This is a genomic window from Micromonospora sp. NBC_00389, from assembly GCF_036059255.1.
Classification (GTDB): domain Bacteria; phylum Actinomycetota; class Actinomycetes; order Mycobacteriales; family Micromonosporaceae; genus Micromonospora.
Genome location: NZ_CP107947.1, coordinates 7,474,514 through 7,486,993, shown reverse-complemented (window position 1 = coordinate 7,486,993; position 12,480 = coordinate 7,474,514). Strand labels below are relative to the sequence as shown.

At 70.6% G+C, this 12,480-nt stretch carries 14 protein-coding genes; 8 read left to right on the top strand and 6 right to left on the bottom strand.

The annotated features are described in order from the left end of the window. The first annotated feature begins 82 nt into the window (after positions 1-82). Together erpA and OG470_RS35320 are read left to right on the top strand one after the other, a co-directional pair. Positions 83-454 carry an iron-sulfur cluster insertion protein ErpA gene (erpA, locus tag OG470_RS35325; RefSeq protein ID WP_328418964.1) on the top strand — a complete coding sequence of 124 codons (372 nt, stop codon included), beginning with the start codon at positions 83-85 and terminating at the stop codon, positions 452-454. A gap of 210 nt (positions 455-664) precedes the next feature. After that, positions 665-1,642 carry a carbohydrate kinase family protein gene (locus OG470_RS35320; protein ID WP_328418963.1) on the top strand — a complete coding sequence of 326 codons (978 nt, stop codon included), beginning with the start codon at positions 665-667 and terminating at the stop codon, positions 1,640-1,642. Positions 1,643-1,742: 100 nt separating this feature from the next. Here the strand turns inward: OG470_RS35320 and OG470_RS35315 are convergent, their stop codons facing one another. Both OG470_RS35315 and OG470_RS35310 read right to left on the bottom strand, forming a co-directional pair. Continuing rightward, the gene (locus OG470_RS35315) at positions 1,743-1,976 is read right to left on the bottom strand and encodes a sulfurtransferase TusA family protein (protein ID WP_328418962.1); all 234 of its coding nucleotides are present in this window, start codon (positions 1,974-1,976) and stop codon (positions 1,743-1,745) included. A 91-nt stretch (positions 1,977-2,067) separates the two neighbouring features. Continuing rightward, positions 2,068-3,459 carry a cysteine desulfurase family protein gene (locus OG470_RS35310; RefSeq protein WP_442931019.1) on the bottom strand — a complete coding sequence of 464 codons (1,392 nt, stop codon included), beginning with the start codon at positions 3,457-3,459 and terminating at the stop codon, positions 2,068-2,070. Here OG470_RS35310 and ctaC point away from each other — a divergent pair. Both ctaC and OG470_RS35300 read left to right on the top strand, forming a co-directional pair. Beyond that, positions 3,450-4,421: an aa3-type cytochrome oxidase subunit II gene (gene ctaC, locus OG470_RS35305; RefSeq protein WP_328418960.1), complete on the top strand. Its 972-nt coding sequence runs from the start codon at positions 3,450-3,452 to the stop codon at positions 4,419-4,421. The genes OG470_RS35310 and ctaC overlap by 10 nt on opposite strands. A 9-nt stretch (positions 4,422-4,430) precedes the next feature. Continuing rightward, the gene (locus tag OG470_RS35300) at positions 4,431-4,856 is read left to right on the top strand and encodes a cytochrome c oxidase subunit 4 (RefSeq protein ID WP_328418959.1); all 426 of its coding nucleotides are present in this window, start codon (positions 4,431-4,433) and stop codon (positions 4,854-4,856) included. 187 nt (positions 4,857-5,043) lie between these two features. Here OG470_RS35300 and OG470_RS35295 read toward each other — a convergent pair whose 3' ends face one another. The 4 genes from OG470_RS35295 to OG470_RS35280 all read right to left on the bottom strand — a co-directional run bounded on the left by OG470_RS35295 (position 5,044) and on the right by OG470_RS35280 (position 8,047). Further along, on the bottom strand, positions 5,044-5,250 hold the full coding sequence (locus tag OG470_RS35295; protein ID WP_328418958.1) for a hypothetical protein: 207 nt from the start codon (positions 5,248-5,250) through the stop codon (positions 5,044-5,046). Positions 5,251-5,372: 122 nt separating this feature from the next. Next, entirely contained in the window at positions 5,373-6,419 is a 1,047-nt protein-coding gene (gene trpD, locus OG470_RS35290) for an anthranilate phosphoribosyltransferase (protein WP_328418957.1), read from the bottom strand. Positions 6,420-6,507: 88 nt separating this feature from the next. After that, positions 6,508-6,903: a hypothetical protein gene (locus tag OG470_RS35285; RefSeq protein WP_328418956.1), complete on the bottom strand. Its 396-nt coding sequence runs from the start codon at positions 6,901-6,903 to the stop codon at positions 6,508-6,510. A gap of 160 nt (positions 6,904-7,063) precedes the next feature. Continuing rightward, positions 7,064-8,047: a cytochrome c oxidase assembly protein gene (locus OG470_RS35280; RefSeq protein ID WP_328418955.1), complete on the bottom strand. Its 984-nt coding sequence runs from the start codon at positions 8,045-8,047 to the stop codon at positions 7,064-7,066. 108 nt (positions 8,048-8,155) lie between these two features. Between OG470_RS35280 and ctaE the strand changes: the two genes are divergently transcribed. The 4 genes from ctaE to qcrB all read left to right on the top strand — a co-directional run bounded on the left by ctaE (position 8,156) and on the right by qcrB (position 12,439). Then, positions 8,156-8,755 (top strand): aa3-type cytochrome oxidase subunit III, encoded by a 600-nt coding sequence (gene ctaE / locus OG470_RS35275; RefSeq protein ID WP_328418954.1) that lies wholly within the window; start codon positions 8,156-8,158, stop codon positions 8,753-8,755. A 72-nt stretch (positions 8,756-8,827) separates the two neighbouring features. Further along, complete coding sequence (gene qcrC / locus OG470_RS35270; RefSeq protein ID WP_328418953.1) at positions 8,828-9,661, top strand: cytochrome bc1 complex diheme cytochrome c subunit; 834 nt, start codon at positions 8,828-8,830, stop codon at positions 9,659-9,661. A gap of 64 nt (positions 9,662-9,725) precedes the next feature. After that, on the top strand, positions 9,726-10,814 hold the full coding sequence (gene qcrA, locus OG470_RS35265) for a cytochrome bc1 complex Rieske iron-sulfur subunit (RefSeq protein ID WP_328418952.1): 1,089 nt from the start codon (positions 9,726-9,728) through the stop codon (positions 10,812-10,814). Then, positions 10,811-12,439, top strand: coding sequence for a cytochrome bc1 complex cytochrome b subunit (gene qcrB / locus OG470_RS35260; RefSeq protein ID WP_328418951.1), 1,629 nt, complete (start codon positions 10,811-10,813; stop codon positions 12,437-12,439). Before qcrA ends, qcrB begins: the two co-directional genes overlap by 4 nt. The last annotated feature ends 41 nt before the right edge of the window (positions 12,440-12,480 follow it).

Genomic DNA, 12,480 nt, shown 5'->3' with positions numbered 1-12,480 from the left:
AAGGACCACAACCGGGAATCACTGGACGGCGTGCGGCGTTGGCCAGTGCGTCCGGACCCATACCGCGCAGGGAGACTTCCACGTGACCACGCCAGCGCAGACCGAGTCGACCGAGGCCCAGGCCGCCCCTACTTCCGTCGTCCTCACCGACGTCGCGGCGCAGAAGGTCAAGGCCCTGATCGAGCAGGAGGGCCGCGACGACCTGCGGCTCCGGGTCGCGGTGCAGCCGGGCGGCTGCTCCGGCCTGCGGTACCAGCTCTTCTTCGACGAGCGTTCGCTCGACGGTGACGTCGTCACCGATTTCGGTGGTGTTGAGGTCGTCGTCGACCGGATGAGCGCCCCGTACCTTTCCGGCGCGACGATCGACTTCGCTGACCGGATCGACGCCCAGGGCTTCACCATCGACAACCCCAACGCGGGCAACTCCTGCGCCTGCGGCGACTCGTTCAACTGAGTCGCGCCATACGCACCAACACGACGGGGCCGTCCTTCGGGACGGCCCCGCCGTCGTTGTGGGAGTGGTGACCAGCGGGGGTGGGAGCGGTCTCGGGACGGCGCCCGCCGGGCGGTTACCGGGCGGTTGCCGTTGTCCGACCGAGCGGACGCCGCCGGATGGCCGGGCCGGTAGGCTGACCGCGCCCTGCTCCCGACCCCGAGGGTTGACATGAAGATCGCCGTCACTGGCTCGATCGCCACCGATCACCTGATGAGCTTCCCCGGTCGCTTCGCCGACCAGCTCCTCGCCGATCAACTGCACAAGGTTTCCCTCTCCTTCCTGGTGGATGACCTGGTGCTCCGCCGCGGCGGCGTGGCGGCGAACATCTCCTTCGGCATGGGACAGCTCGGGCTGCGCCCGGTGCTGCTCGGTGCGGTGGGCGCCGACTTCGCCGACTACCGCTCCTGGCTGGAACGGCACGGAGTGGACTGCGACTCCGTGCACATCAGCGAGGTGGCCCACACCGCACGGTTCGTCTGCACCACCGACACCGACATGTGCCAGATCGCGTCGTTCTACGCCGGCGCGATGAGTGAGGCACGCAACATCGAGCTGGCCCCGGTCGCCGACCGGCTCGGCGGGCTGGACCTGGTGCTGGTCAGCGCCAACGACCCGGAGGCGATGCTGCGCCACTCGGCCGAGTGCCGCACCCGCGGGTACGCGTTCGCCGCCGACCCCTCCCAGCAGCTCGCCCGGATGCCGGGCGAGGACGTGGTGGCGCTGATCGAGGGCGCCGAGTACCTGATGACCAACGACTACGAGAAGTCGCTGCTGCAGAGCAAGGCCGGGCTGAGCGACGACCAACTGCTCGACCTGGTCAAGGTGCGGGTCACCACGCTGGGCAAGCACGGCGTGGAGATCGCCGGGCGCGGCATCGACCCGATCCACGTGCCGATCGCGCGGGAGATCCGGGCGGTCGACCCGACCGGGGTGGGCGACGGCTTCCGCGCCGGCTTCTTCACCGCGCTCTCCTGGGGGCTCGGCCTTGAGCGGGCCGCCCAGGTCGGCTCGCTGCTGGCCACGCTGGTCCTGGAGACCGTCGGCACCCAGGAGTACGAGGTCCGCCGCGACCTGTTCGTGAAGCGCCTCGCCGAGTCCTACGGCGACACCGCCGCCGACGAGATCCGCCCCCACCTCCTGCCCTGACCCGTACCCCCGCACTCCGTGGTCTTGCACGTTGTGACGCCGATCCGCGCTTCAGGTGCGTTTCGCCGGGCGGAACTGCGAGATCGCGGGGTGCGGCGGGTCAGTGGGCGCGGCGGATGTCGTAGGCGGGGCCGTCGGGGCCGGTGATGGCGGCGAGGAACTCCTGACCGCGCATCCGGCACCAGGCGGGGATGTCCACCGCGGCGGCTGGATCGTCGGCGAGCACCCGGACCACCGTGCCGACCGGCACCTGGGGCATCCGTCGGGCCGCCGCGATCACCGGCAGCGGACAGCGCTGGCCCCGGCAGTCGAGGACCTCGTCCGGCATCGTCACCGCCCCATTCTCCCGTTCCCACGCCGTGCCGTCCCGCCCGTAGCCGTCCCGCCCGTGGCCCGCCCGCGCGGCGCCGGGGGAGCGGTAGCGGTCACAGCCCCACCACCCCGGCCTCGGCGCGTAGGTCGGCGACGATCCCGGGCAGTTCGGCGAGGAACCTCTCGACGTCCGCCTCGGTCGTCTCCCGGTGCAGGCTGACCCGGACGTTGCCGTGCGAGAGCACCCCCATCGCCTCCAGCACGTGCGACGGGCGCAGCGTGGACGAGGTGCAGGACGAGCCGGACGACACGGCGAAGCCGCGCCGGTCCAGCGCGTGCAGCAGCGCCTCGCCGTCGACGTACAGGCAGGAGAAGGTCACCAGGTGGGGGAGCCGGAGCACCGGGTCACCGACCACCTCGACGTCGGGCACCTCCGCCGGCACCCGCGCCCGGATCCGATCCACCAGCGCCGCCAGCCGGCTCTCCTCGGCCGCGGCGTCGGCCGCCGCCGCGCGCAGGCTCGCCGCCGCCGCCACCACCGCGGGCAGGTTCACCGAGCCGGGGGTACGTCCGCCCTCCCGCTCGTCGGCCGGCCAGGGTGACTCCCAGCGGGTGCCCTTGCGGACCGCCAGCAACCCCACCCCGGGCGGGCCGCCCCACTTGTGTGCGCTGGCGCTGAGCACCGACCAGCCCGCCGGCAGGGGTACCCGGCCGACCGACTGCGCGGCGTCGACGTACAGCGGCACCCCGGCGTCGGCGCACGCGGCGGCCGCCTCGGCCACCGGTTGTACGGTGCCCACCTCGTGACTGGCGGTGATCAGTGCGGCCAGCGCGACGCCGGGGGCCTGGACCGCGTCCGACCAGGCGGTCAGGTCCAGCCGGCCCAGCCGGTCGACCGGCACCGGGTTGGCGCTGCCGCCAGCTGCCACGTGCCGCTCCGCGGCGTGCAGCACGGCGGAGTGCTCGATCGCCGAGTGCACCAGCGTGGACCCGACCCGGTGCCGCCCGGCCAGGCCACCGAGCACAGCGCCGTGGGCGGCCGTCGTACCGCTGGGGGTGAAGGACAGTTCGTCGGCGCGGACGCCGAGCGTCTGCGCGGTGGCCTCGCGGGCGGCGTCGAGCAGTTGCCGGGCCCGACGGGCCTGGGTGTAGAGCTTGCCGGGGTCGGCCCAGCCGTCGTCGAGGGCGGCCATCAGCGCCTGCCGGGCGACCGGGTGCAGCGGCGCGGCGGTCGCCGCGTCCAGGTAGACCGAGGGTGCACTCACTGATCCGCCTTTTGTTCGCGACTGCGGGGCTTGCAACCCCGGCTCACTCCTCGCACTCACGGATCCAAACGCTATCGCGGCGGTATGCCCAGGATCCCCCCGATGGGGGCGGACAGTGACCCCACCACGGTCGAGTCCGTCATGGTCGAGTAATCTGCGACCGTCGGTGACGCCTTTGCCGCCGGTGCTGACGAAAGACGCACCGCGGCGCGCTAGGGAGGCAGGACCAGGTGGTCGCAAGGAGTTCGGAGGTACGGCCGTCGGCCGTACGGCACAGCGCTTCCCGAGGGGTCGGTGGACGCCGACGGCGTGGTGCTGGTCGGGTGGCCGGGCTCGGTCTCGGTGGCGTCGCGCTGCTGGTCCTGCTCACGGGCTGTGACGTTGGCAGGGCGTTCGACGGCTTCGGCTGGCCGCAGGGCGGCATCTCGGCCGAGTCCCGGCGGATGTACGACCTGTGGATAGCCTCCTGCATCGCAGCCCTCGCGGTCGGCATCTTCGTGTGGGGCCTGATCTTCTGGTGTGTCGTGCGCTACCGCAAGCGTGGCAACGCGCTGCCGGTGCAGACCCGCTACAACATGCCGATGGAGTTCCTCTACACCATCGCGCCGATCCTGATCGTCTCCGTGCTCTTCTACTACACGGCGATCGTGCAGACCGACGTGGACAAGTTGACGAAGAACCCCGACGTCACGGTCGAGGTCGTCGCCTTCAAGTGGAACTGGCAGTTCAACTACCGCGACGGGCAGGGCCCGGACGCCAAGACCACCGCGTCGACGCTCGGCACCAGCGAGGTCATCCCGGTGTTGGTGCTCCCGACCAACCGGTCCATCCGGTTCGAGGAGACCAGCCGCGACGTCATCCACTCCTTCTGGGTGCCGGAGCTGCTGTTCAAGCGGGACGTCATGCCGGGCAAGATCCGCAACGTGTTCGAGGTCTCCAGCCTGGAGACCGAGGGCGCCTACGTCGGCCGCTGCGCCGAGCTGTGCGGCAGCTACCACGCGTTCATGAACTTCGAGCTGCGGGTGGTTTCGCCGGAGCAGTACGACCAGTTCCTGGCGGCCAAGCAGGGCGGCAAGTCCACCCAGGACGCACTGATCCAGATCGGTGAGAAGCCGTACGCGGAGACCACCGAGCCGTTCGACACCCGGCGGACGCACAGCAACTTCAACCCGGACAACGCTCCGGCCGGCACGGGAAGCTGAGGCAGCGGGATGAAGACCGAGTGGCGCATCTTCCTGATCATTGCCACGTTCCTGGGCGGCGCGACCATCCTCTACGGTGCCTGGACGGCCGGTGAGGCCGGTGGCGTCGAGTGGGTGGGCACGGTGGCCCTGCTGCTGTCCTTCCTGCTCTGCACGATGTGCGGTGGCTTCTTCTGGTTCGTTTCCCGCCGGATCGACCTGCGTCCCGAGGACCGTCCGGACGCCGAAATCGCTGACGGCGCCGGTGAGGTCGGCTTCTTCAGCCCGGGCAGCTACTGGCCGTTCGGCCTGGCGCTGGCCGCCGCGACGGCAGGCATGGGCCTGGTGTTCTGGCAGTTCTGGCTGGTCGGCGCCGGTCTGCTGGCGGTCATCTTCGCCGCCTGCGGGCTGCTGTTCGAGTACTACACCGGCACCCGGCGTACCGCTGAGCACTGATTCACCCGGTCGCCGTAGCCGCGACCCGTAGCGCCATGAAGGTCCGTTCCCCGGTGGGGGAGCGGGCCTTCGTCGTGCTCGAGCCCGGCGGGCTCGGGTGATCAACTCCACGTCGCCGATCCGCGGGTGACAGCGCGGCCGGATACCGCGCCCACGCCGACACCGAGTCGATCGAGCCGTGGCGGGGTCAGGCGGCGTGGCGGGTGGGCTGGCGGTGTCGGCGGTCGGCCAGCCGGGTGACGCGGAAGGTGAAGGTGGCGATCACCACAGCGGTGCCGCAGCGGGTGCAGATCAGCTCGGGACAGTCGGTGCCGTGGCCGTCGACGCAGGGCGGCACCTCGAACGGCGCCACGCCCTCGCAGACGTCGCAGTAGAGCTCGCGGTCCGACGACACGGGCGTCTCCTCTCACTTCGGGCGGCTCGCCCCCGGCGCGACAGCAACGCACAAACGGAAGCGGAGAACTACTCGGCTGTAGTTTCCCACGCGGGTCCGACAAATCCCCACTGCGGGGCGAGTCAGGCGGTGGTGGCGGTCTCGATCCACCGGTCGAGGGTGGCGGCCGCCGCGCCGGAGTCGATCGACTCGGCCGCGCGGTCCAGGCCGGCACGCAGCGCCTCGGTCAGGTCGCCGTCGAGCGGGCCCTGAGTGGCCAGCGCCGCCGCCGCGTTGACCAGCACCGCGTCCCGGACCGGGCCGGTCTCGCCGGCGAGCAGGCGACGGGCCACGCCGGCGTTGTACGGGGCGTCACCGCCGCGCAGATCCGCGAGGGTGGACCGGGGTACCCCCAGGTCCGTCGCGTCCAGCACGGCCTCGCGTACGGTGCCGCCCTGGGCCGCCCAGACCCGGGTCGGTGCGGCAGTGGTGAACTCGTCCAGCCCGTCCTCGCCGCGCATCACCAGCACCGAGTCGCCGCGAGCGGCGAACACGCCGGCCATCACCGGGGCCATCCGCGGGTCGAAGCAGCCGACGGCGCCGGCGCGGGGCCGGGCCGGGTTGGTCAGCGGGCCGAGGAAGTTGAACACGGTGGGCACGCCCAGCTCTCGCCGGATCGGCCCGGTGTGCCGCATGCCCGGGTGGAACCGGGCCGCGAAGCAGAACCCGATGCCCGCCTCGGTAACGCAGCGGACAATCGCGTCCGGGTCGAGGTCGAGCGGAACGCCGAGGAACTCCAACAGGTCGGCGGTGCCGCAGGAGGACGACGCGGCACGGTTGCCGTGCTTGACCACCCGGACGCCGGCGCCGGCCACCACCAGCGCGGCCATGGTGGAGATGTTGACCGTGTGGGCGAGGTCACCGCCGGTGCCCACCACGTCCAGTGCGGTGGAACGCAGCTCCTCGGGGAGGTCGACCGGGACCGCCCGGCTCAGCATCGTCTCGACCAGCCCGGCCAGCTCGGCCGAGGTCTCGCCCTTGGCCCGCAGCGCCACCGCGAAGCCGGCGACCTGCGCGGCGCCCGCCGAGCCGGCCATGATCTCGCCCATCGCCCAGGCGGTGTCGGCGGTGGACAGCTCGTCGCCGCGCAGCAGCGCGTTGAGCAGGTGCGGCCAGGTCCGATCGCCCATGGCGGGCCTCCCGAGCATGCGAAGTGCGGGTGGGCTGGAACCGGCGCCGATTCTTCCGGCGCCGTGGCGGTGCCGGAGAGCGGGGACGTCAGGCGGGTGCGTGCGTCCGCAGCAGCTCAGCCACCGTGCTGCCGGTGGTCACCGGGTCGAGCGGGTGCACCAGCGTCGCGTCGACCTCGGCGTACGCGGCGAGCCATCGGTCGGCAGCGCGGGCGATCACCAGGCAGGTCGGGGGCGCGTCGTCCCGGTCGTCCTTGATCTGTCGGGCGATGCCCATACCGCCGCCCGGGCTCGCCTCACCGTCGAGCAGCAGGAGGTCGATCTCGTAGTCGTCGACGAGCCGGATTGTCTCGGCGTAGGTCGACGCGTCGACGAACTCGATCTGCAGCCCGGGTGCGGGCCGGGTGCCGACGGCCATCCGCATCCGATTACGGACCTGCGGGTCGTCGCTGTAGAGCAGGACGGTGCAAAGACGATCGCTCATGGCTGGACTGGCTCCCACCTCGTAGCTGCCCGCCGATCGTACCGGTCCACGTGACGCAGTCGACATCCCGCCCGTCGCCGGCCGTCTGGCGTACCGTCGTCGCAGCTCAGGCCGGGGTGCCGGCGGTGCAAGCTCAGGCCGGGGTGCCGGCGGTGCAAGCTCAGGCCGGGGTGCCGGCGGCGCGTTCGCGGGCCTCCTGGCGGTCCAGGTCGCGGTCGATCCGGCGGGCCTCGCGTTCGGACTGCTTGACCCACTGCACCACCAGGACCGCGAGCATGGTGACGCTGACGAACTCACCGCCGGCCCACAGGATGCCGCCGGCGACCACCTGGTCGTCCCAGGGGTCGGACCAGCTCAGGTTGAGCGACGGGTACCAGTCGCCGCCGAAGAGCGTGCTGCTCTGCATGATGGTGAGCCCGAGCACGGTGTGGAACGGCACGGACAGCAGCATCAGCAGCGCCCGTGCCGGGTACGGCCAGCGGCCCGGCAGCGGGTCGAGGCCGAGCAGCGGCCAGAAGAACACGCAGCCGGTCAGGATGAAGTGCGCGTGCACCAGCTCGTGCGCCCAGGCGTGTTCGAGGGTGAAGCGGTACAGGTCGCTGAAGTACAGCGCGAACGGGTTGACCACGAAGATGGCGAACGCCACAAGCGGGAAGCTGTAGACCCGGGCGACGCGGCTGTGCACGATCGCCAGCAGGCGCTTGCGCGCCCCGACCGGCAGGGTCCGCAGCGCCAGCGTCATCGGTGCGCCGAGTGCCAGGAAGATCGGCGCCACCATGGACAGCACCATGTGCTGGACCATGTGCACCGACAGCAGGGCGGTGTCGTACGCGTGCAGCCCGCTGACCGTGACCAGCGCGATGCCGCCCAGGCCGGGGCCGAGGAAGAAGACGGTACGGGAGACCGGCCAGCGGTCGCCACGGATGCGCAGCCGGTGCACCCCATAGAGGTAGAGGCCGGCGGCGAGCACCAGGCCGAGCGCCAGCCAGCTGTCCAACCGGGTCTCGGTCAGCACCGTGCCGACGGTGAACGGGGGAGGGGTCGCCTCGCCCCCGGCGGCCAGCGCCGGGCCCGCCGGGGTGGCCGCGAGCACTGCGGCCGGGACGGCCGAGGTGGCGGCGAAGATCGGATCGACGTGCAGCACGCTTTTCAGGCTAGGCCAGGCGAACCGGACCCCGACGCTCGGGCCACGGAAGGCGTGGGTTTGCCACCCCGCTGATCGCCGGCCCCGGTCAGGGGCAATAATGACGGCGTGACTGCGGCCCCAGCCATTGACAAGAGCCGGATCCACTCTCTGACCCGACCGAACATGGTCAGCGTCGGGACGATCGTGTGGCTCTCCAGCGAACTTATGTTCTTCGCGGCGCTGTTCGCGATGTACTTCTCGATCCGCGCGGCTGCGCCGGAGCAGTGGGAGAAGCACACCGAGCACCTCAACATCCCGTACGCGACCACGTTCACGGTGGTCCTGGTGCTCTCGTCGGTGACCTGCCAGCTCGGCGTCTTCGCGGCGGAAAAGGGTGACGTGCACGCGCTGCGGCGCTGGTTCACCGTCACCTTCGTGATGGGTCTGATCTTCGTGCTCGGCCAGCTGAACGAGTACCGCGAGCTGGTGCACGAGGGCGTCAAGATCAACGGAGACGGCTACGGCTCGGTGTTCTACCTGACCACCGGCTTCCACGGCCTGCACGTGACCGGCGGCCTGATCGCCTTCATCATCTTCATGGTCCGTACGACCATGGGCCGGTTCACACCGGCGCAGGCGACCTCGGCGATCGTCGTGTCGTACTACTGGCACTTCGTCGACGTCGTGTGGATCGGGCTGTACGCCATGATCTACTGGCTTCAGTGATCTTGGCGCGTCACGAACCGCGCCGCTGCTCCGTCCCCTGAGACAAGGTCCAACCGGTTAAGGACACAGCTCATGACTTCTGACAACGACCGCCGAGGCGGTCTGCTCGCGCGCCTGCGCGGGCGGCCCGCCGCGCGCAGCAGGGGCCGCCGCCGGCTGGGTGCCGCGGTTCGGCTGTTCGCCGCGCTGATGCTCGCCGGCGGCGCCTACACCGTCTTCGCCCCCGGTGTGCAGGCGCAGGACAACCCGCCGATGACCGGCGCCGCCGCCGAGGGCAAGGCGCTGTTCGACGTGAGCTGTGTGACCTGCCACGGACGCAACGCCCAGGGCGTCGAGGGCCGCGGACCGAGCCTGGTCGGCGTCGGCGCCGCCTCGGTCGAGTTCCAGGTCAGCTCCGGCCGGATGCCGATGGTCCGGCAGGAGGCCCAGGCACACCGCAAGCCCCCGCTCTTCACCGACGAGCAGACCCGCCAGCTGGCTCAGTACATCCAGGAGCTCGGTGGCGGCCCGATCGTGCCGGAGGGTGACCTCGCCCAGGACGCCAACGTCGCGGCCGGTGGTGAGCTGTTTCGGATCAACTGCTCGCAGTGCCACGCCTTCGGCGGCGGCGGTGGCGCGCTCTCCTCGGGCAAGTTCGCTCCGAGCCTGCACCCGGCGACCGACCGGCAGATCTACGCGGCGATGCTGAGCGGCCCGCAGAACATGCCGGTGTTCGGTGACAACCAGCTCCGTCCGGAGCAGAAGGCCGACATCATCGCCTACATCCAGGAGACGCTGAAGCACGACCAGGACCCGGGTGGGTTCAACCTCGGCCGGTACGGGCCGTCCACCGAGGGCCTGGCGATCTTCCTGGTTGGCATCGTGGCGCTCGTCTTCGCTAGCCTGTGGATTGCGGGCAAGTCGTGACCGAGCGGATCATCCGATTCAGTGCTGTGGTGCCGCTCGGCGCCACCCGTAGCGAGGTGACGGCATGAGCACGCACACCGAGCACCAGGCCCCGCAGGGCCAGGAGCCGCTCGACCTGAACGCGCCCGGGGTGACCCGGTTCGACGTCGTCCGTGAGGGCGCGCGCCGGGACGACATCGAGATCGTCCACTACGAGCCGCAGGTGCTGCCCGGCACCAAGGCCGAGCGCCGGCTGACCCGGGTGGTGGCAGGGTTCTTCCTGATCACCGGCCTGGCGGCGACCGCGTTCCTGGCCATCTACATCTGGTGGCCGTGGCAGTACGAGCCGGGCCGTGGCGGCGACAAGTTCTACACCCCGCTGCTCGGCGCCACCCTCGGCGTGGCCCTGCTCGCCGTCGGCTTCGGCATCCTGACCTGGGGCAAGAAGTTGCTGCCCAAGGAGGTCTCGATCCAGGACCGGCACGAGGGCGCGGTGGACGAGGACAGCCGCACCATCACCGGCCAGACCATGCTCTACATGGCCGACGAGTTGGGCGTGAAGCGTCGCCCGCTGCTCGGCATCTCGCTGCTGGCCGGTCTCGCGCCGGTCGGCGCGGTGGTCGCGGCGCCGCTGGTCGGCGGTCTGATCTCCCAGCCGCACAAGAACAACCAGATGTTCACCACCGGGTTCGCCTCGGCCGAAGGTGGCCAGCGGATCCGGCTGGTTCGCGAGGACGGCCGGCCGATCCGCCCGGCCGACATCAGCGCCGGTGGTCAGCTGACCGTCTTCCCGGGCATTGACCACGGCGTGAGCAACAAGCACGCCGACTCGCCGACGCTGCTGATCCACCTGCGGGACTCCGACGCGATGACCTCGCGCCAGGCCAACGAGCGGGTCGGCCACGGCGACTACATGTGGGGCAACTACGCGGCGTTCTCCAAGATCTGCACGCACGCCGGTTGCCCGGCCAGCCTGTACGAGCAGCAGACCAACCGGCTGCTCTGCCCGTGCCACCAGTCCCAGTTCCTCATCACCGACAACGCCCGGCCCGTCTTCGGCCCCGCCAGCCGGCGGCTGCCGCAGTTGCCGATCGAGGTGGACTCCGAGGGCTTCTTCGTGGCGAAGTCCGACTACACCGAGACCGTCGGGCCTGATTTCTGGGAGCGGCCATGAAGCGTCGAAAGCTTGACCTTGCGGCGACGCCGGGCAAGGCCGCGGTGGGAGTGGATGACCGCTTCCAGGTGGCCACCCCGCTTCGTCGGCTGCTGAACAAGGTCTTCCCGGACCACTGGTCCTTCCTCCTCGGCGAGATCGCGCTGTTCTCGTTCGTGGTGCTGCTGCTGACCGGTGTGTTCCTGACCTTCTTCTTCGAGCCGGCGATGACCGAGGTGGTCTACGACGGCAGCTACGCCCCGTTGCAGGGCACGCCGATGTCCGCCGCGTACGCCTCCAGCCTGGACATCTCGTTCGACGTCCGTGGCGGTCTGGTGATGCGGCAGATGCACCACTGGGCGGCGCTGCTGTTCATGGCCGCGATCGTCGTGCACATGCTGCGGGTCTTCTTCACCGGTGCCTTCCGCAAGCCGCGGGAGACCAACTGGATCATCGGCTCGCTGCTGTTCTGGGTCGGCTTCCTGGCCGGCTTCACCGGCTACTCGCTGCCGGACGACGGCCTGTCCGGCACCGGCCTGCGGATCGCCTCGGCGATCATGCTGTCAATCCCGGTGATCGGCTCCTGGGTCACCTCGTCGATCTTCGGCGGGGAGTTCCCCGGCACGATCATCATCAGCCGGTTCTTCATCGCCCACGTGCTGCTCATCCCGGGTCTGCTGGTCGCGCTGATCAGCGTCCACCTGGGCCTGGTCTTCAAGCAGAAGCACACCCAGTGGCCCGGCCCCGGTCGGACCAACGGCAACGTGGTCGGCGAGCGGATGTTCCCGCGGTACGCGCTGAAGCAGGGCGGCTTCTTCATGGTCGTCTTCGGCGTCATCGCGCTGATGGGCGGTCTGTTCCAGATCAACCCGATCTGGCTGTTCGGCCCGTACGAGGCGTGGGTGGTCTCGGCCGCCAGCCAGCCCGACTGGTACGTCATGTTCCTCGACGGCTCGACGCGGCTCATGCCAGCGTGGGAGATCAACATCCCGCTCGGTGACGGGTACGTCATCCCGCCGCTGTTCTGGCCAACGGTGGTGCTGCCCGGCATCCTGGTGGGCCTGTCGACGATGTACCCGTTCCTGGAGGCGCGGCACCTCAAGGACCGCAAGAGCCACAACCTGCTCCAGCGGCCCCGTGACGTTCCGGCCCGGACCGCGGTCGGCGCCATGGCGGTGTCGTTCTACATCGTGCTGACGCTCTCCGGCGCCAACGACGTTATCGCCGACAAGCTCCAGATCAGCCTGAACGCGATGACCTGGGCGGGCCGGGTCGGCCTGCTGCTGGTCCCGCCGGTGGCGTACTACATCACCTACCGGCTCTGCCTGGGTCTGCAGCAGCACGACCGGGAGGTGCTCGCGCACGGCGTGGAGACCGGCATCATCCGGCGTATGCCGGACGGCCGGTTCGTCGAGGTGCACCAGCCGCTCAGTGCGGCGGACGGGCACGACGGCCACGGCGAGCTGGAGTACGTCGGCTGGGTGGTGCCCAAGAAGATGAACCGGCTCGGGGCCCTCGGCCCGGCGATCCGGGGCTTCTTCTACCCGATCGAGAAGCCGGTCGAGGCACCGGTCTCGCCGGGGCACCCGCCGGTCGAGGCCCGACCCGAGCGCGAGGAGATCAGCAGCGGCGAGAGCCGCCGCTGACCCCCCGACCGCAGCGTTACGTGGCGCCCGCCGGAATTCCG

Coding starts and splice junctions, on each gene's coding strand:
- OG470_RS35320 (WP_328418963.1), top strand. CDS start 665: ATGAAGATCGCCGTCACTGGCTCGATCGCCACCGATCACCTGATGAGC.
- OG470_RS35300 (WP_328418959.1), top strand. CDS start 4,431: ATGAAGACCGAGTGGCGCATCTTCCTGATCATTGCCACGTTCCTGGGC.
- trpD (WP_328418957.1), bottom strand. CDS start 6,419: ATGGGCGATCGGACCTGGCCGCACCTGCTCAACGCGCTGCTGCGCGGC.
- OG470_RS35285 (WP_328418956.1), bottom strand. CDS start 6,903: ATGAGCGATCGTCTTTGCACCGTCCTGCTCTACAGCGACGACCCGCAG.
- qcrC (WP_328418953.1), top strand. CDS start 8,828: ATGACTTCTGACAACGACCGCCGAGGCGGTCTGCTCGCGCGCCTGCGC.
- qcrA (WP_328418952.1), top strand. CDS start 9,726: ATGAGCACGCACACCGAGCACCAGGCCCCGCAGGGCCAGGAGCCGCTC.
- qcrB (WP_328418951.1), top strand. CDS start 10,811: ATGAAGCGTCGAAAGCTTGACCTTGCGGCGACGCCGGGCAAGGCCGCG.